At 66.6% G+C, this 22265-nt stretch carries 23 protein-coding genes; 15 read left to right on the forward strand and 8 right to left on the reverse strand.

Going from position 1 to position 22265, the window contains the following annotated elements; translation table 11 throughout:
* Nucleotides 1-36: 36 nt before the first annotated feature.
* From ACPVPU_RS12165 to ACPVPU_RS12175, 3 genes are all read left to right on the forward strand, one after another.
* On the forward strand, nucleotides 37-615 hold the full coding sequence (locus ACPVPU_RS12165) for a nitroreductase family protein (RefSeq protein WP_448658213.1): 579 nt from the start codon (nucleotides 37-39) through the stop codon (nucleotides 613-615).
* Nucleotides 616-665: 50 nt separating this feature from the next.
* Nucleotides 666-1022, forward strand: coding sequence for a GntR family transcriptional regulator (locus tag ACPVPU_RS12170; protein WP_448658214.1), 357 nt, complete (start codon nucleotides 666-668; stop codon nucleotides 1020-1022).
* Nucleotides 1023-1144: 122 nt separating this feature from the next.
* A complete protein-coding gene (locus ACPVPU_RS12175) occupies nucleotides 1145-1378 on the forward strand; it encodes a hypothetical protein (RefSeq protein ID WP_448658215.1) in 234 nt (77 codons plus the stop codon).
* A gap of 4 nt (nucleotides 1379-1382) precedes the next feature.
* Here ACPVPU_RS12175 and ACPVPU_RS12180 read toward each other — a convergent pair whose 3' ends face one another.
* Nucleotides 1383-3107: an acyl-CoA dehydrogenase gene (locus ACPVPU_RS12180; RefSeq protein ID WP_448658216.1), complete on the reverse strand. Its 1725-nt coding sequence runs from the start codon at nucleotides 3105-3107 to the stop codon at nucleotides 1383-1385.
* 46 nt (nucleotides 3108-3153) lie between these two features.
* Between ACPVPU_RS12180 and ACPVPU_RS12185 the strand changes: the two genes are divergently transcribed.
* Nucleotides 3154-4104: an L-threonylcarbamoyladenylate synthase gene (locus tag ACPVPU_RS12185; RefSeq protein WP_448658218.1), complete on the forward strand. Its 951-nt coding sequence runs from the start codon at nucleotides 3154-3156 to the stop codon at nucleotides 4102-4104.
* 49 nt (nucleotides 4105-4153) lie between these two features.
* On the opposite strand, the gene ACPVPU_RS12190 is transcribed toward ACPVPU_RS12185, so the two are convergent.
* Nucleotides 4154-4348 (reverse strand): hypothetical protein, encoded by a 195-nt coding sequence (locus ACPVPU_RS12190; RefSeq protein ID WP_448660507.1) that lies wholly within the window; start codon nucleotides 4346-4348, stop codon nucleotides 4154-4156.
* Between the two features lie 17 nt (nucleotides 4349-4365).
* On the reverse strand, nucleotides 4366-5958 hold the full coding sequence (locus ACPVPU_RS12195; protein ID WP_448660508.1) for an isocitrate lyase: 1593 nt from the start codon (nucleotides 5956-5958) through the stop codon (nucleotides 4366-4368).
* Nucleotides 5959-6085: 127 nt separating this feature from the next.
* Here ACPVPU_RS12195 and ACPVPU_RS12200 point away from each other — a divergent pair, with 127 nt between their 5' ends.
* The gene (locus ACPVPU_RS12200; RefSeq protein ID WP_448658219.1) at nucleotides 6086-7495 is read left to right on the forward strand and encodes a helix-turn-helix domain-containing protein; all 1410 of its coding nucleotides are present in this window, start codon (nucleotides 6086-6088) and stop codon (nucleotides 7493-7495) included.
* A gap of 129 nt (nucleotides 7496-7624) precedes the next feature.
* Here the strand turns inward: ACPVPU_RS12200 and wrbA are convergent, their stop codons facing one another.
* Together wrbA and ACPVPU_RS12210 are read right to left on the reverse strand one after the other, a co-directional pair.
* Complete coding sequence (gene wrbA / locus ACPVPU_RS12205) at nucleotides 7625-8227, reverse strand: NAD(P)H:quinone oxidoreductase (protein WP_448658221.1); 603 nt, start codon at nucleotides 8225-8227, stop codon at nucleotides 7625-7627.
* A gap of 24 nt (nucleotides 8228-8251) precedes the next feature.
* Nucleotides 8252-8968, reverse strand: coding sequence for a pirin family protein (locus tag ACPVPU_RS12210; protein WP_448658223.1), 717 nt, complete (start codon nucleotides 8966-8968; stop codon nucleotides 8252-8254).
* A gap of 105 nt (nucleotides 8969-9073) precedes the next feature.
* Between ACPVPU_RS12210 and ACPVPU_RS12215 the strand changes: the two genes are divergently transcribed.
* The 3 genes from ACPVPU_RS12215 to ACPVPU_RS12225 all read left to right on the forward strand — a co-directional run bounded on the left by ACPVPU_RS12215 (nucleotide 9074) and on the right by ACPVPU_RS12225 (nucleotide 12515).
* A complete protein-coding gene (locus ACPVPU_RS12215; RefSeq protein ID WP_448658224.1) occupies nucleotides 9074-9976 on the forward strand; it encodes a LysR family transcriptional regulator in 903 nt (300 codons plus the stop codon).
* Between the two features lie 298 nt (nucleotides 9977-10274).
* Nucleotides 10275-10985: a response regulator transcription factor CtrA gene (ctrA, locus tag ACPVPU_RS12220; RefSeq protein ID WP_448658225.1), complete on the forward strand. Its 711-nt coding sequence runs from the start codon at nucleotides 10275-10277 to the stop codon at nucleotides 10983-10985.
* A 168-nt stretch (nucleotides 10986-11153) separates the two neighbouring features.
* Nucleotides 11154-12515 carry a glycoside hydrolase family 27 protein gene (locus ACPVPU_RS12225; protein WP_448658226.1) on the forward strand — a complete coding sequence of 454 codons (1362 nt, stop codon included), beginning with the start codon at nucleotides 11154-11156 and terminating at the stop codon, nucleotides 12513-12515.
* A gap of 4 nt (nucleotides 12516-12519) precedes the next feature.
* On the opposite strand, the gene ACPVPU_RS12230 is transcribed toward ACPVPU_RS12225, so the two are convergent.
* The gene (locus ACPVPU_RS12230; protein WP_448658227.1) at nucleotides 12520-14175 is read right to left on the reverse strand and encodes an amidohydrolase; all 1656 of its coding nucleotides are present in this window, start codon (nucleotides 14173-14175) and stop codon (nucleotides 12520-12522) included.
* Nucleotides 14176-14344: 169 nt separating this feature from the next.
* On the opposite strand from ACPVPU_RS12230, the gene ACPVPU_RS12235 reads away from it, so the two are divergent.
* The gene (locus tag ACPVPU_RS12235; protein WP_448658229.1) at nucleotides 14345-15586 is read left to right on the forward strand and encodes a threonine ammonia-lyase; all 1242 of its coding nucleotides are present in this window, start codon (nucleotides 14345-14347) and stop codon (nucleotides 15584-15586) included.
* Nucleotides 15587-15723: 137 nt separating this feature from the next.
* On the opposite strand, the gene ACPVPU_RS12240 is transcribed toward ACPVPU_RS12235, so the two are convergent.
* Entirely contained in the window at nucleotides 15724-16572 is an 849-nt protein-coding gene (locus ACPVPU_RS12240) for a kinase (RefSeq protein ID WP_448658230.1), read from the reverse strand.
* A gap of 266 nt (nucleotides 16573-16838) precedes the next feature.
* Between ACPVPU_RS12240 and ACPVPU_RS12245 the strand changes: the two genes are divergently transcribed.
* The gene (locus tag ACPVPU_RS12245; RefSeq protein WP_448658231.1) at nucleotides 16839-17618 is read left to right on the forward strand and encodes an arginyltransferase; all 780 of its coding nucleotides are present in this window, start codon (nucleotides 16839-16841) and stop codon (nucleotides 17616-17618) included.
* A gap of 310 nt (nucleotides 17619-17928) precedes the next feature.
* Here ACPVPU_RS12245 and ACPVPU_RS12250 read toward each other — a convergent pair whose 3' ends face one another.
* Nucleotides 17929-18330 carry a MerR family transcriptional regulator gene (locus tag ACPVPU_RS12250; RefSeq protein ID WP_448658232.1) on the reverse strand — a complete coding sequence of 134 codons (402 nt, stop codon included), beginning with the start codon at nucleotides 18328-18330 and terminating at the stop codon, nucleotides 17929-17931.
* A 73-nt stretch (nucleotides 18331-18403) separates the two neighbouring features.
* Here ACPVPU_RS12250 and ACPVPU_RS12255 point away from each other — a divergent pair, with 73 nt between their 5' ends.
* The 5 genes from ACPVPU_RS12255 to ACPVPU_RS12275 all read left to right on the forward strand — a co-directional run bounded on the left by ACPVPU_RS12255 (nucleotide 18404) and on the right by ACPVPU_RS12275 (nucleotide 22263).
* Nucleotides 18404-19054, forward strand: coding sequence for a cation transporter (locus tag ACPVPU_RS12255; RefSeq protein WP_448658233.1), 651 nt, complete (start codon nucleotides 18404-18406; stop codon nucleotides 19052-19054).
* Nucleotides 19051-19413, forward strand: a complete 363-nt coding sequence (locus ACPVPU_RS12260) for a DUF3703 domain-containing protein (protein ID WP_448658234.1) — start codon at nucleotides 19051-19053, stop codon at nucleotides 19411-19413. Before ACPVPU_RS12255 ends, ACPVPU_RS12260 begins: the two co-directional genes overlap by 4 nt.
* Nucleotides 19414-19451: 38 nt before the next feature.
* The gene (locus ACPVPU_RS12265) at nucleotides 19452-19784 is read left to right on the forward strand and encodes a hypothetical protein (RefSeq protein ID WP_448658235.1); all 333 of its coding nucleotides are present in this window, start codon (nucleotides 19452-19454) and stop codon (nucleotides 19782-19784) included.
* 62 nt (nucleotides 19785-19846) lie between these two features.
* The gene (locus ACPVPU_RS12270) at nucleotides 19847-21118 is read left to right on the forward strand and encodes a TolC family protein (protein WP_448658236.1); all 1272 of its coding nucleotides are present in this window, start codon (nucleotides 19847-19849) and stop codon (nucleotides 21116-21118) included.
* Nucleotides 21115-22263, forward strand: a complete 1149-nt coding sequence (locus ACPVPU_RS12275; protein ID WP_448658237.1) for an efflux RND transporter periplasmic adaptor subunit — start codon at nucleotides 21115-21117, stop codon at nucleotides 22261-22263. The genes ACPVPU_RS12270 and ACPVPU_RS12275 overlap by 4 nt, the downstream gene beginning before the upstream one ends.
* Nucleotides 22264-22265: the final 2 nt, after the last annotated feature.

The following is a 22265-nucleotide window of genomic DNA, read 5'->3' on the forward strand; positions in this document are numbered from 1 at the left end:
TTGTGCGCGGGTGCGTACCGCCCTAGATCGCCGTTCATGACCTTCAACGATCGCACGAGCCCGCTGACCCTGCTTGCCACCCGCCGGTCGGGCCGCCCGCGCGAGATGGTGGCCCCTGGGCCGGATGAGGCTGAACTGCGCGGGATGATCGCGCTTGCCGCCCGCACGCCCGATCATGGCAAGCTCGCCCCCTGGCGCTTCGTCATCGTGCCGCCGGATGCGCGCGATGCGCTGTCCGACCTGTTGACCAGCGCCTATCGCGCCGAAAAGCCGGAGGCGGGGCGTCTGGAGATCGAGGCGATGGAGACGTTCGCGCACCACGCCCCGGCCCTGGTCGTCGTGCTCCATTCGCCGAAACACAGCCATATCCCGGCATGGGAACAGGAATTGTCCACCGGTGCCGCGACGATGAACCTGCTCCATGCCGTCCATGCGCACGGCTATGTCGGCGGCTGGCTGACCGGCTGGCCGACCTATTCCGACGCGGTGCGGGACGCTTTCGGTGCGGCAAACGAACGGATCGCCGGCTTTGTTTTCATCGGCTCACCCGCCAAACCACTGGAGGAGCGGCCCCGCCCGGCCATCGAGGATATCGTCTCGATCTGGCGCGGCTGACCACGTTCGTTCCTGCTGGACAGTTGCGTCATCTGGTGTATTACCATCCTATGGCGCTGATCGAACATGACGAAAGCCCGGTCTATCTGCGGCTCCGCGCGACCATCGTCGCCGCGATCCTGAAGGGTCAGTACCGCGCCGGCGATCAGCTTCCGTCCGTCCGCGCCCTTGCCGCCGAACATGGCGCCAATCCGCTGACCGTTGCCAAGGCCTATCAGCGGTTCCAGGACGATGGCTATGTCGAGGTGCGGCGCGGCGTCGGCATGTTCGTTTTGCCCGGTACCGCCGAGCGGCTGCGCGCCGTCGAGCGGGAACGCTTTCTGGCGGGCACCTGGCCCCGGGTTCAGGAACAGATCGCGCTGCTCGGCCTGACCGCCGACGACCTGCTGGATCGCGCCACGGCCTGATCCCCCTCCCCCCGGACAGGGGGGTGACATTTTTGACTCAATCCACAGGAAAAATCGCTCCGTCGATGGAACGGGGCGTCTCGTCGTCCGCTTTTGTGATACGTTGATGATGGAGGTGGCCAATGGCGTCGTACAAGCACCCGCTGATCCTGGAACAGGGCGGTTACCGGATCACCTATCACGCGGACGAGCCCAATCATTGCCCCGGATGCGGCAACAGCCACTGGCTGGTCGGGCGCATCACCGCCGAATGTGCGCATTGCGCGACGGCGATCCCGCTGGCTGGCGGCAGCCAGTCCGGTGCCGGGCTGTTCGTGTCGGTCCAGCCCGGCGACACCGCCCCGCTCGCCGCCTGACGGTTCAGGCGGCGAACGCCTCGGGCGGTACGGCGTAGAGCGGGTCCGCGCCCGCGCGCGCGGCATGGGCCAGCCCAAGCGCCTCCGGCAGGATCTGGTCCAGATAGAAGCGGATGGCCGCCCGCTTCATCGCCGCGAACTGCGGATCGCCCTGCCAGTCGTCCAGCGCCACCGACTGCCGCTCCATCAGCCAGCCACAGGTGGCGACCGACGCCATGGTCAGGAACGGATAGCTGGCCGCCAGCCGGTCGTCCGCCCCCATCCCCATCATGCCCCGCCCGATCGCATCGACCTCCGCAATCAACTGGCTCAGCACCGGATGCCGCGCATCCCCTGCCATCATAGCCACGAACCGGGTGAACACGCCGCCATTGTCCAGCCCCAGCTTGCGCCCGACCAGATCGGCCGCCTGGATGCCATTGGTGCCTTCATAGATCGGCGTGATGCGCGCATCGCGGAAATGCTGGGCCGCGCCGGTTTCCTCGATATAGCCCATGCCGCCATGCACCTGGATGCCGATGCTGGCGACTTCGTTGCCGATATCGGTGCCGTGCGCCTTGGCCAGCGGCGTCACCAGATCGACCCGGCCCCGCGCGTCTTCGTCGCCCAGCGTCGCCCGGTCCACCTGTCCCGCCGCATAATAGACCAGCGCACGGGCGGCCATGGTCTGCGCCTTCATCCGCATCAGCATCCGGCGAACGTCGGGATGCTCGATGATCGCGACAGGCGCCTTGTCCGCAGAACCCGCCCGCGCCGATTGCACCCGGTCGCGGGCATAGGCGACGGCGCGCTGCGTCGCCCGCTCGGCCACCTGCACCCCCTGCAGCCCGACGTTCAGCCGCGCATTGTTCATCATCGTGAACATCGCGCGCATGCCGCCATGCTCCGGCCCGATCAGCTCGCCCATGCAATCGCTGTTATCGCCGAACGACAGGACGCAGGTGGGCGATGCGTGCAGGCCCATCTTGTGCTCGATGGATACGACGCGAATGTCGTTGAATTCGCCCGGCGTCCCGTCCGCATTCAACCGGTATTTCGGCACCAGGAACAGGCTGAGGCCGCGCGTCCCCTCCGGCGCGCCGGGCGTGCGCGCCAGCACCAGGTGGACGATGTTGTCGGCCAGGTCATGGTCGCCGAAACTGATATAGATTTTCGTGCCCGAAATGCTGAACCGACCGTCGCCCAACGGCTCGGCCTTGGCCCGCAGCGCACCGACATCGCTGCCCGCCTGCGGCTCGGTCAGGTTCATGGTGCCGGTCCATTCGCCGGTCGCCAGTTTGGGCAGGTACAGCGCCTGCTGCTCCGGGCTGCCATGATGGGTCAGCGCCTCGATCGCGCCGACGGTCAGCGTCGGGCACAATGCAAAGCCCATATTCGCCCCGCCCAGCGTCTCCAGCACCGCGGTCGACAGGGCAAAGGGCATGCCCTGCCCGCCAAAGGCCTCGGGCGACCCGATCGTGCCCCAGCCCCCCTCGACATAGGCGCGGTACGCCGCCGGATACCCCTCCGGCAGCACCACGCCCGCCTCGGTCAGCCGCGCGCCCACCGTATCGCCGATCCGGTCGAGCGGCGCCCATTCGCCCTCCGCGAATTGCCCCGCCCCCTCAAGCACCGCATCGACCAGATCGGCGCTGGCAGCGGCAAAGCGGTCGCTGTCGGCGAGGTCTGACAGGCCGGCGACGACGTTCAGGACGAAACGCTGTTCGGTGACGGGCGCGGTGAAGCTCATGGATCCTCTCTTGTCGCGGTTTTCCGCAGGGTATAGCGCCTGAATCGTGAGCGTTCAAAGCACCCGCACCTTACCCTACGGCACGGCGGCGCTGGCAGAGGCGGCGGCGTTGATCGGTGCCGGCGGCTGCGTCGCGGTGCCCACCGAAACCGTTTACGGCCTGGCTGCGGACGCCACCGATTCGCAGGCGGTAGCCGGCATCTACGCGTCAAAGGGGCGGCCGAGTTTCAACCCGCTGATCGTCCATGTGCCGGATGCGGACGCAGCCCGGCGGCTGGCGATCTTCGACGATCGGGCGGATCGGCTGGCGGCTGCGTTCTGGCCCGGCCCCCTCACCCTGGTCCTGCCGCTTCGTGCCGACAGCGGCATCGCCTCGCTGGTGACGGCAGGGCTGGACAGCATCGCCGTTCGCGTCCCCGCCCACCGCGCGATGCAGGGGTTGCTGGCGGCGACGGGCAAACCCCTTGCCGCACCCTCCGCCAATGCGAGCGGCGGGATCAGCCCGACCCGCGCCGATCATGTGCTGACCAGCCTGAATGGCCGCATTCCCCTGATCCTGGATGACGGGCCGACGCGCGCGGGGCTTGAATCGACCATCATCGGGCTGGTGGGGGATCGGGCGCGACTGCTTCGGCCTGGCCCGATCACCGGCGACACCATCGCCGCGCTGCTGGATCGTCCGCTGGCCGGAGCCGCCGATACCGACATCCTCGCGCCGGGCATGATGACCAGCCATTACGCCCCGGCCAAGCCGCTGCGCCTGAACGCCGTCACGACAAGGCCCGGCGAATGGCTGATCGGCTATGGTGCCATCGCGGGCGATGACAGCCTGTCGCCCTGCGGCGACCCAGTGGAGGCTGCCGCCCGGCTGTTCGACTGCCTGCACCGCGCCGATGCCGGCCCGGCCTCCGCCATCGCCGTCGCCCCGGTGCCTCCGAACGGCATCGGCCAGGCGATCAATGACCGCCTGGCCCGTGCCGCAGCCGACAGGGACTGACGCGGGAGCAGCGCCAGTCCCCTGGGTTGGGACCACATTTGGGTCGTGCTCAAAGCCGCCCCAGCCGGTGATACAGATGGCTGTATTTCACCGATTCCGGCGTGCCCTGCACATCCTCGCGCTGCAGGTGGCTCAGCACCGCCGCCTTCAACAGGCGGAAATCCTCGCTGGAAAAGACCGGGCGAACTCGCATCGGTTCCGGGCTGGTCCGTTCACGCTTGGGCGTTTCCATCATCGTGATCATCATCGCATCCTCTCCTGTCAGGCGAACTGGTTCATGGTGTTGTGCGCGCCGCCGGCCTTCAGCGCGGCCTCTCCGGCGAAATATTCCTTGTGATCGTCGCCGATGTCCGATCCGGCCATGTTCTGGTGGCGGACGCATGCAATGCCATCGCGGATCTCCCGCCGCTGAACCCCGGCGACATAGCCGAGCATCCCCGCCTCGCCGAAATAGTCGCGCGCCAGCAGGTCGGTGGACAGGGCCGCCGTGTGATAGGTGGGCAGCGTGATCAGGTGGTGGAAAATCCCCGCCCGCGCGCTCGCCTCCCGCTGGAACCGCCGGATGCGCTCGTCTGCCTCCTGCGCCAGCTCGGTCCCGTCATAGATGACGCTCATCAGCGCATCCCGCTCATAGGCGCTGACATCCCGGCCCGATTTCGACCATGCATCAAACACTTGCTGGCGGAAATTCAGCGTCCAGTTGAACGATGGCGAATTATTATAGACCAGCTTGGCATCGGGCACGACCGCGCGGATACGGTCCACCATCGACGCGATCTGCTCGATATGCGGCTTCTCCGTCTCGATCCACAAGAGGTCCGCGCCATGTTCCAGCGCGGTGATGCAATCCAGCACCACCCGGTCAGCCCCCGTCCCCTCGCGAAACTGGAACAGGTTCGACGCCAGCCGCTTGGGCCGCACCAGCGCGCCGTCGCGTTCGATCAGCACATCGCCCGCAATCGCGCTCAGGTTCGTCACCGGCTCGCAATCCAGGAACCGGTTATACTGGTCGCCCAGGTCGCCCGGCTCGCGGCTGAACGCGATCTGCTTGGTCAGGCCCGCGCCGAGCGAATCCGTCCGCGCCACGATCACGCCGTCATCGACGCCCAGTTCCAGGAATGCGTGGCGGCACGCCCGGATCTTGGCCAGGAACTCGTCGTGCGGCACCGTCACCTTGCCGTCCTGATGCCCGCACTGCTTTTCGTCCGACACCTGGTTCTCGATCTGGAGGGCGCACGCTCCCGCCTCGATCATCTTGCGCGCCAACAGGTACGTCGCCTCGGCGTTGCCGAACCCGGCATCGATATCGGCGATGATCGGCACGACATGGCTCTGATACCCGTCGATCCGCGCCTCGATGGCGTTCGCCTCGGCCATGTCGCCCGCCGCCCGCGCGGTGTCGAGCGTCCGGAACATCATGCCCAGCTCGCGCGCATCCGCCTGCTTCAGAAAGGTATAGATTTCCTCGATCAGCGCGGGAACGGCGGTCTTTTCATGCATCGACTGATCGGGCAGCGGCCCGAAATCGGATCGCAGCGCCGCGACCATCCAGCCGGACAGGTACAGATAGCGCCGCCGGGTCGATCCGAAATGCTTGCGCATCGAAATCACCTGCTGCTGCGCGATGAACCCGTGCCATGCCCCCAGCGACTGGGTGTAGTCGGCCGGATTCCGGTCATAGGCGGCCATGTCCGCGCGCAGGATCGCGGCGGTGTGGCGGGCGATGTCCAGCCCGGTGCGGAACCGGTTCTGCAACCGCATCCGCGCAACCCCCTCCGCCCCGATGCCGTCCCAGCGGGTGCCATGGCTGCGGATCGTGTCCGCTGCCCGTTCGATTTCGACCTGATAGCCCATGCGCGTGTTCCTCATGTTCGTCTCTGGCCACGGCATGGCGCAAAGCCCATCGGCGCGTCAGGGCGATTAGTGGCAGCCTGTCATGTTACGACTTGCGCACATTGTCATGAATTGACAGTTTGTCCGAATGGCAACGCATCAGGACCGCAAGCTGTATCTGGGCCCGCGCCTTCGGGTGCTGCGCCGCGAACTCGGCCTCAATCAGGCGCAGATGGCGGAGGAGCTGGGCGTCTCGCCCTCCTATCTCAATCATCTTGAGCGCAATCAGCGTCCGCTGACCGCGCAGATGCTGCTGCGGCTCGCCAACACCTATGAAATAGATGTGCGCGACTTCGTGTCCGGCGCGGCGCAGGGCGAGGTCGCTGATCTGCAATCGGTGTTCGCCGACGGCCTGGTCAAGGACATCGGCATCGCCCGGCACGAGGTGATGGAGGTCGCCGAAAACTATCCGGCGGTCAGCGAGGCGATCCTGCGCCTGTACCGCGCGCTCACCGACCTGCGCGAAATGCCGGGCCGGGTCGAACAGATCGCGTCACGCCCGGTTTCCGCCTCCAACGCGGTGCAGTGGCTGCGCGACATGATGCAAACGCGCCGCTTTCACCTGCCCGAAATCGACGAGGCGGCGGAACGGCTGGCGGCGGAACTGGGCAACGGCCCGGAAACGGTGCGCCCGGCGATGCGCGCGCTGCTGGCGGATCGATACGGCATCCGGGTGCAACTGGTGGAGGACGGGGTCCTTGTCGATGCGGGCTGGCATTATGATTTCCACCGCCGCCGCATGATGCTGTCGGAACGGCTGGACGAACAGAGCCGTCAGTTCGCCGTCGCCGTCCGGCTAGCCGAAAGCGCGCTGGCCGATGGCATCGCGGCAGAGGTGACGCGGGCCGGGCCGCCAGACGACGAAACCCGCGCCTTGCTGCGCCGCGCCCTGGTCAATTATGCGGCGGCTGCGATCCTGATGCCCTATGGCCGGACGCTCGATCTGGCTAGCGCCAGCAATCACGACATGGACCTCATCAAGGCGCGGTTCGGTGTCAGCTACGAACAGGCCGCGCACCGGCTGGTCACGCTGACGCGGCCCAATGCGCGCGGCGTGCCGATGTTCATGATGAAGATCGACTGGGCGGGCGCCGTGTCGAAACGCTGCACGTCGGATGGGGCTTGGGTCGCCCATTCGGGGGGCGGCTGTGCCCGCTGGGGCATTCAGCGTGCCTTTCGCCAGCCCGGCGAACCAGTGACGGCGCTGGTGGAAAGTCCGAACGGGGAACGCTGGATCACGGTCGCGCGGGCCATTCCGCCGCGGCCCGGCCGTGCCCTGTCGATGATCATCCTGGGATGTGCCGAACGATATGCCCCGCAGATCGCGGGGCTGACCCGGCTGGCGTCCCCGCCGGTCGATGCCGTTCCAATCGGCGCGCGCTGCCATCTGTGCGAACGCGTCGCCTGTCCCGACCGCGCCTTGCCGCCGGTCACGCGCACGCTGGAGCTCAGCGACTATGCCCGGCCCAATTCCCCCTATCCCTTCCGCGCGATCTGACCGCAGCCGCCGACCCGGGAGGGACCGCGTGCCAGCGCATGGGGCAGGGCGGCGCGCGGTCCCGGGTCGTCCGTCCCGCCCCGGTTCAGGAGGGAGGGGACCGGGGGGAACGGACGAAGGGGGAAGCAATCAGCCGAACAGCTTGGTCGCAACCTCGGCGATGCGGCGGCCCTGATAGCGCGCGCCGTCCAGCTCGACCGCGCTCGGCATCCGGCTGCCATCGCCGTCCGCGATGGTCGTCGCGCCATAGGGCGATCCGCCCTTCACCTCGTCGACGCCCAGCTGGCCCTGAAAACCGTAGTCCAGTCCGACGATGGTCAACCCGAAATGCATCAGGTTGGTGATCATGCTGAACAGCGTGACTTCCTGGCCGCCATGCTGGCTGGCGGTGCTGGTAAACGCACCGCCGACCTTGCCGTTCAGCGCGCCACGGAACCACAGGCCGCCGGCCTGGTCCAGGAACGCCGCCATCTGACTGGGCAACCGCCCGAACCGGGTCGGCGCGCCCAGGATGATCGCGTCATATTCGGTCAGTTCCTCGACGCCGCTGATCACGGGATGCGCGCTGTCGGCCTTGAACCCGGCAGCGGCGACCACTTCGGCCGGGGCCGTTTCGGGCACCCGCTTGACCACGGCTTCCGCGCCCGCCGACCGCGCCCCTTCGGCAACGGCGTCCGCCATCTGCTCTAGGTGACCATAGGACGAATAATAAAGCACCAGTACCTTTGCCATGTCGTATCTCCCCGTCGGATGGGTTCAGTCTGCGTCCACCAGGACGATTTCGGCGTCCTCGATGGCGGTAATCGTCACGTTCGCCCCGCCCTTCAGCGCGGCACCGTCGCGGGCTTCGAACCGCTCGCCATCGATCTCGATGGCACCGGTCGCGGGCACCAGATAGGCGTGGCGGCCCTCGCCGACGCTGTGGGTCAGGCTCTCGCCCGCCTTCAACGTCGCGCCCAGCACGCGGGCATCGGCCCGGATCGGCAGCGCGTCGGCATCGTCGGCAAAACCGCTGGCCAGCGTGACGAACCTGCCCGACCGCTCGCCCTTCGGGAACGGCTTGGCACCCCAGCTGGGCGAACCGCCGCGCTCACGGGGCAGGATCCAGATCTGGAAGATGCGGGTGGTCTCGCCTTCCAGATTATATTCGGCGTGGCGGACGCCATTGCCCGCGCTCATCACCTGAACGTCGCCGGCTGCGGTGCGGCCCTTGTTGCCCATGCTGTCCTGGTGGGTGATCGCTCCGGAACGGACATAGGTGATGATTTCCATGTCCTGGTGCGGATGCGGCGGGAAACCGCTGTTCGCGGCAATCTCGTCGTCGTTCCAGACCCGGATCGCGCCCCAGCCCATGCGGGCGGGATCATAATAGTTGGCGAACGAAAAATGGTGCCGCGCCTTCAACCAGCCATGATCGGCATGGCCTAGGCTGTCGAACGACCGTTTTTCGACCTTGCTGAGTGTTTCAACCATCGGATGTCTCCTTGCTTGATGCACAGATAGTCCGGTCGATGCGCACGTAAATGGAAACGAATGAAACGGATTGTTTCGCCGTTTGGATTGCATTACGCTGGCGTCATGAACCTGCCCGATTTCGAAGCCTGGGCGATCTTTGCCCGCGTCGTTGACCTCCGCTCGTTCAGCGCGGCTGCCGACAGCCTGGGGGTATCCAAGGCGACCGTGTCGAAGGCGATTGCCCGGCTGGAACAGCGGCTGGGCACCACCCTGTTCCACCGGACCTCGCGCAAGCTGACGCTGACCGAAAGCGCGCGGCCGCTGGCCGAACGGGCCGCCTCCATCCTGGCCGAGGCAGAGGCAGCGGAGGAAGCCGCGCGGGATCAGGCAAGCGCCCCCACCGGGCTGATCCGGGTGGCTGCGCCGATGTCGTTCGGCGTTCACCACGTATCCAGCGCCATATCCGAGTTTCTGGCGCTTCACCCCGGCGTCGAAATCGACCTGACCCTGTCCGATGCCCGGATCGATATCGTGGCAGAGGGGATCGACATTGCGGTGCGCATCGCCGACCTGCCCGATTCCAGCCTGCGCGCCCGTCGGGTCGCGCCCATCGCCATCCACATCGTCGGCGCGCCGGCATTGTTCGACCGCATCGGGCGACCCAAACACCCGGCCGATCTGTCCCGCTTTCCCTGCATCGCCTACACGAACGTCGCCCAGCTCTGGCATTTTCGCGGTCCGGGTGCAGAGGAGGCGGCCGTGCGTCCGCAAGGGCCGCTGCGCGCGAACAATGGCGAAGCGATGCTGCCCGCCCTTCGCGCCGGGCTGGGCGTCGCTCGCCTGCCCGACTTCATCGTCGGCCGCGACCTGGCCGACGGGACGCTGGAGGCGGTGCTGACCGAATGGTCCAGCGCCAGCGTCGCCCTCCACCTGCTCACCCCGCCCAGCCCGCTGCGGCCCGCACGGGTAGAGGCGCTGCTGACCCATCTGGCCGACCGGCTGCGCGCCAGCTGCGCTGCGGCGTAAGGCACTCTCCCCGGTCCGCCAGCCCTCCACCGCTCATGCTGAGCCTGTCGAAGCATTGTCCTTCTGTGAGCATGGCCAGTGAGATAAGGGCAGCGCTTCGACATGCTCAGCGCGAACGGTCAATGGTTGATCTCAACCGGTCCCTTCACGTCCGCTTAACCGCTTCCTGCATGCGACTCGCGGAGTCAGGCCGGTTAGGAAGAAATTAACCTTTTGCGTTCAGTGATGCTTAGGTTAATGAATCGCTGCTGATGCGTCGGCCGACAGGGGGCCAGCGCCGCAAGACAGGGGACTGGCGATGCGGGTGTTGTTGATCGAGGACGAACCGACCACGGCCAAGGCGATCGAGCTGATGCTCACGACCGAGGGCTTCAACGTCTATACCACCGATCTGGGCGAGGAAGGCCTCGATCTGGGCAAGCTCTATGATTACGACATCATCTTGCTCGACCTGAACCTGCCGGACATGCACGGCTATGACGTGCTGAAAAAGCTGCGGGTGGCGCGGGTGCAGACCCCGGTGCTGATCCTGTCTGGCATCAACGAAATGGACAGCAAGGTCCGCTCCTTCGGCTTCGGTGCCGACGATTACGTGACCAAGCCGTTCCACCGCGACGAACTGGTCGCCCGCATCCATGCGGTCGTCCGCCGGTCAAAGGGGCATAGCCAGTCGGTCATCCGCACCGGCAAGCTGGCCGTGAACCTGGATGCCAAGACCGTCGAGGTCGATGGCGCCCGCGTCCACCTGACCGGCAAGGAATATGCGATGCTGGAGTTGCTCTCGCTGCGCAAGGGCACGACGCTGACCAAGGAAATGTTCCTGAACCACCTCTATGGCGGCATGGACGAACCGGAACTCAAGATCATCGACGTCTTCATCTGCAAGCTGCGCAAGAAGCTCAGCATGGCGTGCGAGGGCGAGAATTATATCGAAACGGTGTGGGGCCGCGGCTATGTGCTGCGCGATGCCGATGGTGCGGTCGCCAGCCCGGTTTCCGCCGTCGCCTGACCCTGTTTTCACGTGCGTGGGGCACGAAGGCCCGCGACTTCGGGGGAAGTCGCGGGCCTTTTTCTTGGCAAGCTCCCTACCGACGCTCCGCTTGTAATCATCAGACAATTACCCGAGACTTGTCCCATCCCGGCCTGGATGGACCGGGCAAGTGCAGGGGATGATCGGATGAGCGCTTCATGGTCCGTCAATCGGCGGTCGCTTCTGGCCGGGGGGGCCATCGGGGCGGTCTTTGCCCCCGCCCTGCCGGCGGCGGCGCGCACGGCCGCCGAACCGCCTGCCCTCGCCCCGCGCCCGCCCATGGGCTGGAACAGCTGGAACAGCTTCGCCACCACCATCAACGAGGCTCAGGCACTGGAAACGGCTGGCATCATGGCCGATCGCCTGCTGCCCTTCGGCTATGACGTCTTCACTATCGACATCCAGTGGTACGAGCCGGAGGCGCGCAGCTACACCTATAACGAAGCGCCGAAACCGGCGATGGACGGCCATGGCCGCCTGTTGCCCGCGCCCAACCGGTTCCCCTCCAGCAGCGGCGGTCGCGGCTTTCGCCCGATCGCTGACGAGGTCCATGCGCTCGGGCTGAAATTCGGCGTCCATCTGATGCGCGGCATCCCCCGGCTTGCGGTCGAACGCAATCTGCCGGTGAAGGGCACCGCCTATCGGGCACAGGACATTGCCGACCGCACCAGCACCTGCCCCTGGAATCCCGACATGTACGGCGTGAACATGCGCCGTCCGGGGGCTCAGGCCTATTATGACAGCGTGTTTGCGCTGTTTGCCGAATGGGGCGTCGATTTCGTCAAGATGGACGATATGAGCCGCCCCTATGACGTCCATGCCGCAGAGATCGAGGCGGCGCACCATGCCATCGCTCGCGCCGGTCGTCCGATGCTGCTCAGCCTGTCGCCCGGCGAAACCCCGGTGCCCCGCGCAGACCATGTTGCCCGCCATGCCCAGATGTGGCGGATTTCCGACGATTTCTGGGACGAATGGTCGCTATTGGACGCCCAGTTCACCCGGTTGGAAAACTGGTCACCCTATATCGGACGCGGCGGCTGGCCCGATGCCGACATGCTGCCGCTCGGTCGGCTTGCCCTGGGGGAGCGCGACAGCCGCTTTACCCCCGACGAACAGCGCATGGTGATGACCCTTTGGGCCATCGCCCGGTCGCCACTCATCATGGGCGGCGATCTGCGTCATCTCGACGCGTCGACGCTTGCTCTATTGACCAACCGGGCGGTCCTTGCGGTCAATCAGGCCAGCCATGGCAACCGCCCGCATTTCATCGCCGACGGGACGCGGGTGTGGTCGGCCATTCCCGACAATGGCCCCGGCGACCGCTATGTCGCCCTGTTCAACCTGACAGCCAAGGCAAGGGAAGTCGCCGTTCCGCTCGCCGAACTGGGCCTGGCCCGCGCCACATCCGTGCAAGACCTGTGGTCCGGCAACCGGGACGGGGCGGTCGATGATCGGTTCGCCCGTACCCTGCCCGCACATGGGGCGGGGCTTTACCGGCTGACCGGCTGAGGCGTCACCGCCGCCAGACCTGCTGCCCCCCGACCCAGGTCTCGATCACCTGCGTCTGGCGCAGCGCTTCCGGGTTCGCCTCGGTCGGGTCGCGGTCCACGATCAGGAAATCGGCGCGCTTGCCGGGTGCCAGCGTCCCGAAGCGGTCCTCGGCGAACCCGGCATAGGCGGCATCGGTGGTGAAGAACCGCCACGCCTGTTCCTTGGTCACCGCGTCCTGCACCCGCCAGCCGCCCATCGGCTGCCCCGCCGGGTCCGTGCGGGTATAGGCCGCGGCCCATCCGACGAACGGGTTGGGATTTTCGACCGGATAGTCGGAACCGAACGCCATGCGCCCGCCCGCCTTCAGGATGGTGTTCCACGCATAGGCCCCGTCCAGCCGCGCCGGGCCGAGCCGCGCCTCCGCCATTTCGCGGTCGCTGGTCTGGTGCACCGGCTGCATCGACGCGATGGTCGTATGCTGCGTGATCCGCGGCAGATCCTTCATCTCGATCACCTGCGCATGTTCGATCCGCCAGCGCCGGTCGCCGTCATAGGTGTCGGACAGTTCGTCGATCGCATCCAGCACCTGCTGGTTCGCGCGATCGCCGATCGCGTGGATGGCGATCTGAAACCCGTCCATCGCGCCCCGCGTCATCAGGTTCTTCAGCTGTGCGTCCGTCAGGAACCCCAGCCCCCGCTCCCCCGGCTTGTCGGCATAATCCGTCTTCAGCCATGCGCCCCGGCTGCCCAGTGCGCCATCGGTATAGAGCTTGATGCCGCCCATGCGCAGCTTGTCGTCGTACAGCCACGGCGTCGGCCCGGCACCGCCGACGGCCAGCGCCGGGCCGACATTCGCGGCATAGGCCATGATCCGCACCCGCAGATTGCCGGTATCCGCCATCTGGCGATAGGTCAGCCAGTCCTCGGTCGTGGTGCCCATGTCCGCCGTCGCGGTGACGCCCATCGACAACAGCGCCTCCTGCGCCTTCAGGAACGCCTGCGCCCGCTCGCGCGGGGTCGGCTGCGGCACCTTGTCCTGCACCAGCGCCATGGCGGCATCGACGAAGATGCCCGACGGACGGCCGCCCGCGCCCTTTTCGATCCGCCCGCCCGCCGGGCTCCTGGTCGCAGCCGTCACCCCGGCCTCGCGCATCGCCGCGCTGTTCGCCCATCCGGCATGGCCGTCGGTCCGTCCCAGCCACACCGGCCGGTCGCCGACCACCGCGTCCAGCTCGGCCGCCGTCGGAAACCGGCCCAGGCCCCAGCGTTCCTGGTTCCAGCCGCCACCGATGATCCAGCGCGCATTGGGGTTGGCGGCGGCATAGGCGCGCAGCTTGGCCAGCGCCTCCTCCAGCGAATTGGTGTCGAACAGGTCAAGCTGAAGTGCCCGAAAGCCCAGGTCCATGACATGGCCGTGTGCGTCGATCATGCCGGGCATGGCGGTGCGCCCCTTCATGTCCGCCCGCCAGTCGAGCCGCTCGGGCCGCTTTTCGCCGTCCTTCAGCAGGCGGACGACCTTGCCCTGCTTGTCGATCAGGATGCCGGTGAACCGCACCGTCCGCCCCTGTTCGTCCAGCGCCACGCCCTTCACATTGTCGACCAGCGCATCGGCGAGCGCGGGGGTTGCGGGGATCAGGGCGGCGGCCGCCAGTGCGGCGATGCGAAGGGTCAGGGTCATGGATGCCGGGCATAAGCCCTGTTCCCCGCCCGCGCCAGATGGTCTAGGGCCTCATATCGACCAACATATTGCCCGCTCAGGCTGAACTTGTCGAAGCCTTGCCCTTCTCCGCCGGAAAGTGCAGCGCTTCGACGGGTTGGGCGCAGGCGGTTCCAGGGACGACGATAACGTGGCGACACAGGCAAAGACCGATACCCCCCTTCCCGTCACCATCGACGATGTGCGCACCGCGCATGACCGGGTGATGGGATCGATCGTCCGCACGCCCACCCTGATCAGCCACACCCTGTCGAAACTGACCGGGGCGACCGTCTATCTGAAGTTCGAAAATCTTCAGTTCACTGCCGCCTACAAGGAACGCGGCGCGCTCAACACGCTGCTGCAACTCGACGATGCGGCGCGGGCAAAGGGCGTGATCGCCGCATCGGCCGGCAACCATGCCCAGGGTCTGGCCTATCACGGCGCGCGGCTGGGCGTGCCGGTCACCATCGTCATGCCCAAGCCCACCCCGACGGTGAAGATCACCCAGACCGAGGGGCACGGCGCGACCGTGGTGCTGGAGGGTGAGACGTTCGACGCCGCCTATGCCCATGCCCGCACGCTGGAGGCAGAGCGCGGCTTCACCTTCGTCCACCCGTTCGACGATCCCCGCATCATCGCCGGACAGGGTACCGTCGCGCTGGAAATGCTCGCCGATGCGCCCACCGTCGATACGCTGGTGGTGCCCATCGGCGGCGGCGGCCTCATTTCAGGCATGGCGACCGTCGCGGCGGCGGCCGGGCGGCCGATCGAAGTGGTCGGCGTCCAGGCCGAGCTTTTCCCCTCGATGTTCAATGCCATGAACGGCGCCGACCTGCCCTGTGGTGGCGATACGCTGGCCGAGGGGATTGCGGTGAAGCAGCCCGGCGGCATCACGCGCGTGATGGTCGACGCGCTGGTCGACGATATCGTGCTGGTCGGCGAACGGCATCTGGAGGAGGCTGTCAGCCTGCTCGTCCAGATCGAAAAGACGGTGGTCGAGGGTGCGGGTGCTGCCGGGCTTGCCGCGCTGCTCGCCCATCCCGAACGCTTTGCCGGCAAGACGGTCGGCATCGTGCTGTGCGGCGGCAATATCGACACCCGCCTGCTCGCCAACGTCCTGCTGCGCGATCTGGCCCGTTCCGGCCGCCTCGCGCGCCTGCGCATCCGGCTTCAGGACCGGCCCGGCGCCTTGTTCCATGTGAGCAAGATCTTCCACGATCAGGGCGTGAACATCATCGAGGTGTATCACCAGCGCGTGTTCACCACCCTCCCCGCCAAAGGCCTGATCACCGACATCGAATGCGAAACCCGCGACCGCGCGCATCTCGACCGGCTGATGCAGGCACTGCGCGACGCCCATTACGAGGTCAGCCAGGTCGAACTGGCCTAGGTTTCAGGGCAGGAACACCCTCACCCTTCCGGGGCTGCGCCCCTTCCCTCTCCCGCTTGCGGGAGAGGGAAGGGGCCCGCCGCGCAGCGGTGGGAAGGGTGAGGGTCTTCTTTTGTGTTCCTTGACCCCCTTCACCCCTATCCCCGCCCAATCGGCCGCTGATCCCGGTCCAGCCGGATCACCGCATCCGCCCGTCCGGGCATCTCGGCAAACATCCACCGGGTCAGCCGCTCGTAATGCTGCATGAACCGGGCGAGCGCTGCATCCTCCATCCCCCGCCCCGTCGCCGCGCGCAGCCGATCCTCCTGCCGCCGCCGGTTGGCGATCACCGCATCCCAGTCCGGCGGCACCAGCATCACCAGCCGGTCGATCCGCGCGAACCATTCGGCATAATCCCCGGCCAGCCGCGCGTTCACCGCCCGCCGCCAGCGCCCGTCGGCGTCCTCCTCCGCCTCCAGCGCGTTGACCGCAGGCGCCAGGCGGTCGTCCGCCTCCGGCCGGGCACCGACGCACCATCCTTCGAACAGGATGACGTCCGGCGCTTGGCTCGTGGTCGTCCAGCCCGCCCGGTCGTCGCTTGCCTTGTCGAACCGCGGCGTCCGCACGCCCGCCGCCCCGGCCTGCCATGCGTCGAGCACCGCCATGCCCAGCGCCGCGTCGTGCGTTCCCGGCACCCCGCGCGTGGCGAACAGCGGATGCACCGTTGCAGCCATCGCCTGCCGCTCGCGCATCGGCAGATACAGGTCGTCCAGCGCCAGCACCTCCGCGCTGAAGCCCTTCTCCGGCAACAGCGCCTCTGCCAGGAACCGGCACAGGGTCGTCTTGCCGCTCCCCTGCGCGCCGTTGATCCCGACGACCAACGGTCTGTCCATCGCCCGTCGCCACGCCGCGATCCGCGCTGCCAGCGGACGCCAGTGCCAATCGACGATGTCGCGATAGGCGGCGGGCAGCCGTTCTTCGATCAGGATGCGCTCGATCGGGTCCATCGCGCCGGGGCATAGCGCCATCGGCCGAAACGACGAACCGAATCTGACGTAAGACGAGGCGAATCCATGGGTCATCGCCATCCGCGGCCAAACGCCCTATCGGTCAAATCGATCGCTCGCCGCGCGCTCGAGCGTCGCTCCACTTATCCACAGCCAATGGTGAAGCGTTAACCTTTTTTCATGGTAAAGCCGCTTTTCATCATCGAATCGAGCCTTCATAGTCACATCGCGGTCGCATTCGGCGACGTGTATGGAGAGCCTCGCCGGTGAGCGCACCCTTTCGGTTTCCGCGATTCTTCGTCACCAGTCCCAGCCCGTGCCCCTATCTTCCCGGCCGGCAGGAACGAAAGGTGTTTACCGAGCTGAACGGCCCGAACGCGGCGGAACTGAACGACGCGCTGGGCCAGATCGGCTTTCGCCGCAGCCAGTCGGTCGCCTATCGCCCGTCCTGCGCCAATTGCCAGGCCTGTGTGTCGGTGCGCGTCCGCACCCGCGAGTTCCAGCCCAATGCCAGCCAGCGCAAGCTGATCCGCCGCCATTCCGACCTTGAGGTCACCGCCTGCCGCCCCTGGGCGACGGAGGAGCAATATGCGCTGCTCCGCCGCTATCTGGCGCACCGCCATCCCGTCGGCGGCATGAGCCAGATGGACGAACAGGACTATGCCGACATGGTCGAGCAAAGCCCGGTCAATTCCTTCGTCATCGAATATCGGGAACCATCCAGCGACGATCGGCCCGGCCGCCTGGTCGGCGCCTGCATCACCGATCAACAGGCCGACGGCCTGTCGATGATCTACAGCTATTTCCTGGCAGACGATGCCGACCGGCCCGGCCTCGGCAACTTCATCATCCTCGACCATATCCTGCGCGCCCGCACGGTGGGCCTGCCCTATGTCTATCTCGGCTATTGGGTAAAGGGTTCGGCGCGGATGGCGTACAAGGCGCGCTATCGCCCGATCGAGGCCCTGGGGCCGAGCGGCTGGCGGCTGCTGCCCGCCGACGTCGAACCCGAAGTCGCCACCGCCCGCTTGCGCGAACCGGCCTGAGGGCCGACGCCCCGGATCGGTAGCCACCGCGCGTCGGCGGCCGCAATGCGGCCGAATTGTCCAACCGGACGCCGCGACGGATGTCCAACCTGACAAAAATGTCGCAACTTCATATGGTTAAGGAGGGTAATGGCGCCCCGCACCGGATAAACCTGACGAATATGAGTCGCCGTTCATGCTACGATAGAGCCGATTTTTGGCCCCGGCTATTACCGCTTGCGAATCTGTGCCGCCGACAAAACGATAAGCAGATAGAATGTGCTCAGGTTTAAGGTACTCAGATTAAGTCTTTAGGCTGAACTTTTGGCGCTTATTCACGCTCTCCGAAAGCCTCGAGAATGCGGCATTCCCCTATGGATCCGCCGGCGCAGCTGGCGATGATGGTGGACAGCTCACGCCTCAGGCCCTGCAGGTCTGCGATCTTTCGGTCGACCTCCTTTAGATGCTCCGCGGCGATGGTGTCGATTGTGGCGCAGGACCGGTCGCGCTGTACGGCCAGATCGAGCATGGCCCGTACTTCCTCCAGCGTGAAGCCCAAGTCCCGCGTGCGCCTGACGAAACGCAGCCGTGCGAGATCAGCTGCGCCGTATGCGCGATAGTTGCCGCTCGTCCTTGCGGGTGGAGCGATCAAGCCAGCGCGCTCGTAATAGCGGATCGTCTCTACCTTGACGCCAGTCGCTTGCGCCAGTCTGCCGATGCTCAGGTTCGCCATGCAGAAGGTCCTTGAGTCTGTAGTTGCTACAGGGTGCATATAGCTGGCCATATCGAGTCGTTCGAGGTGGAATATGGCCTGCACCAGCTGTGCGTCGGCGAAGCCCGACACCAAGATCTCTCCGGCGTGGCGGCGCGCGCTGTGGATCGCGCTTGGCGTGAACGCCGCGATGTTTGTCGCCGAAATGACGGCTGGCGTTGCGGGTGGCTCGCGGGCGCTCCAGGCGGATGCGCTCGATTTTCTGGGGGACGCCGCGAATTACGCGATCAGCCTTGCGGTCGCTGGCATGGCGCTCGCTTGGCGGGCGTGTGCGGCGCTGCTCAAGGGCGCGACGCTGGCCGTGCTCGGTGTCTATGTGCTAGCAGCGACGCTCTGGTCCGTTTGGCATGGGCAGACGCCCAACGCGGAGGTGATGGGCGTTGTCGGAGTGGTTGCACTGGTCGCCAATGCGGCAGTGGCGATGATCCTTTATCGCTTCCGCACCGGCGACGCGAATATGCGATCAGTGTGGATTTGCTCGCGCAACGATGCGATCGGCAATGTCGCCGTTGTGCTGGCCGCGGCGGGCGTGTTCGGCACCGGTACGTCATGGCCGGATTTGATCGTCGCGGCGATCATGGCCGTGCTTGGCATTTCGGGCGGCATCCAGATCATTCGCCAGGCCCTTGGTGAACTTGCCAATACCGGGCGCGGACGCCCTGGTCTGCCGGAGGCGGTATCATGAGACCGATAGAGCACGCCGAACTCGACCGGGTGATCCGTACAGAGGTGGCTCGATACCGCGCCGCAGCCCGGATTGGCGACGTCGGGGCAGCCTGGTGGGCACTGGAGCGAGCGCACATCCTGTCGCAGCCGAATCTGAGGTGGCATTCGCGCGTCCATTGGGCGATGTTCGTTTATGCGCTGCGATGTCTGGATCCGGTCGAAGCGACTGGACAATTGGCGCGGCTGCTGCTGGCACCGATCGGCGCGCTGACTGGCCGAATTCCCATGGGCAATAACGGGCGGGCACGGGTGAGCGCGTTCGCAGCAATGCCGATACCGGATGATCTGCGTGCACTCATCGAACGGTCAAGCCAATGACCGCGACAAGGTTCCGCATAAGTGCTAGCGCGTCGGCGATGAACCGCCTCTTCGGCATCCTGATCGGAGTCGTGCTCCTCTTCTCGCTCCCAATGGGCGCCGCCGCGCATGCGAGCGAGACGATCTGCCTTCCCGACGTCGAAGCCTCGGCCGCGTATTTGCATGCCGATGGCGATATGAACCAGTCTAAAGATAGTGAGAACGGCGTGCCGCATCACCATGGCGGCTGTCATGGTCATCATGTCGCTGCCCCGGTAGACGCCGGCGAGACGGTCGGCCTCATCGGTTCGTCCGATAGGCTATCGGGCATCGCCTCGGCTCTCGCAGCTCTTGCCGCGCCTGGCGCAGCCTTGAGACCGCCAATCGCCTGACCTGACCTCGTGTCCCTCGCTTCTTGCGCGCGGATAGCGTTCGTCATCGTCAGGAGCATTCCATGCATTACCTTTTTGCGGCCATGCTGGCCGCCACGGTCTACGCGTCAGGCGCCCAGGCACAGACCAGCACGTCACCTCCCATTCCAGTGGAGGGTGAGGCGCTGACCCTTACCCGCGCCCTCGAACTGGCCGGCGCAAACGCACCCGGTGTGGACGCGGCATCAGCGGGGATTCGCGCTGCCGAGGCGAACCGGCGTGCCGCGGCACTACGCCCCAATCCCACCGTCAATTTCGAAACCGAAAATATTCTGGGCACGGGTCCGTTTGCCGGTATCGATTCGGCCGAGACCACGGCGGGTCTGTCCTTGCCGCTGGAACGCGGCGGCAAACGGGGGGCACGGATCGGCCTGGCTGACGCCCAAGCAAACCAGGCAAGGCTGGCGGAAATCGTCGCCGCGGCCGACCTGCGGCTCAGGGTCACGCAGGCCTTTATTCAGGCGGCCGCCGCCGACCGGCGCGTTGCGGTGACACGGGAGCAGCGCGACATTGCCAATGAAAGCCTGCGGGCGGCGAGCGTCCGCGTGCGCGCCGGTCGTGCTTCGCCACTGGAGGCGCAGCGAGCCGATGTCCTGCGGATCAATGCCGATACCGTGCTGGAGCAAGCCGAGCGATCGGCCGCGTTGGCACGGGCCAATCTCGCGCGCTTGATCGGCCGTATACCAGGCTCCCTCGATCCCGTCTGGCTTGAGCAAATCCAGTCTTACGGTCCGCAACGCATGCAAAGCGCGGAGGGCACGCTGGCGCTGGCCTTGGCAGAGGCGGTCGTGACGACCGCCAATGCCCAGGTCCGGCTGGCGCGCAGCCAGCGGGTGCCGGACGTGACGCTGAGCGCGTCGGCCCGGCGTCTGGAAGTCTCGAACGATGTGGCCGCCGTGTTCGGTGTGAGCATCCCCCTGCAGGTGTTCAATGGCGGGCGCGCCAATCTGGATGCCGCCCGCGCTCAGCAGGACCAGGCGATGGCGCTCCGCCGCGCGGCCCTGCTCGACGCAGAGCAGGCGATCGCTTCGGCAGAAACCGATGTCGCCAATGCCGCCGCCAATGCGCGCGCTGCCACCGGGCCAGCGCTTGCCGCCGCCCAGGAAGCTGCGAGGATCGCTCGGATCGGCTATCGCGAGGGCAAATTCGGCCAGCTCGATCTATTGGAAGCCGAACGCACGCTTGCCCAGACCAGGTCCAGCGCCATCGACGCGCTGGCCGCCTATCGCGATGCACAGGCCCGTCTGGAGCGGCTCACCGCCCGCGCGCCGTCCAACCGGGAAGATCGCCCATGAACATGACCCTGTTGCGCGCCGTCGTACCCCTCACTCTCCTGCTGGCGCTGGCCGCGTGCGGTGCCGACGCGCCGCCAGCCAATGAAGCCGCCAGCGCGCATGCGGATAAGGCGGACCATGCCGATGAGGGCAGCATCACCCTGTCCCAGCAGCAGATTGCCGATGCCGGCATCGAGATCGTGCGGCCAACCGTTGGCGGCGTCGCCGGTGCGATCGAGGTCAGCGCGACGATCGAGGGCGATCCGCAGGCGGTGCAGGTGGCATCCGCAGCGATCGGCGGTCGGCTGGTGTCGCTGACCCGGAATATCGGGCAGCCAGTGGCGCGGGGCGACGTGCTCGCGGTCATCGAAAGCCGCGAGGCCGCGACGCTGGCAGGCGATATAGAGGCCGCCCGCGCTCGCCTTTCTCTCGCTCAGTCCAATCTTCGGCGCGAGGAGCGGCTATTTGCCGAACGGGTGTCGCCCGAACAGGATGTGATCGCCGCGCGCACTGCCGCGACCGAAGCGGGTATCGCCTTGCGCCAGGCTCAGCAGCAACTATCCGCCACGGGCGGCGGCGGCGGTGCGCTAAACCGCATCACGGTGCGCGCGCCAATCTCCGGCCAGGTGATCGCCCGGTCCGCGACATTGGGGCAGACGGTGGCGGCCGATACCGAGTTGTTCCGTATCGCCAACCTGGGCACGGTCGCGATCACCCTGTCGCTGCTGCCCGCCGACGCAGGCCGGGTTCAGCCCGGCGCGCGGGTGGAGGTCACCGCGCCTGGCCGTCGTCAGGAATCGCGCGTCACCTTCGTCTCGCCGGTGCTAGACGAGACGACGCGGCTCGTGCCGGTCATCGCTGCGCTCGACAATCGCGGCGGGAACTGGCGCGTCGGAGAGACCGTCAATGCCTCGGTCATCCTGCCCGCCAGCGGAGACCGCACAATCGCCGTGCCCTCGGCTGCGGTGCAGATGATCGACGATAAACCGCATGTGTTCGTGCGGACGGCGACCGGGTTCAACGCCGTTCCGGTCACGCTAGGGCGGCGCAATGGCGGCCAGGTCATCGTCGCTTCTGGCCTGACCGGAAGCGAGCGGATCGCCTCGACCAACAGTTTCATCCTGAAGGCCGAACTCGGCAAGGGTCAAGCAAGCCATGAGGATTGAGC

The organism is Sphingomonas paludis, assembly GCF_053502515.1.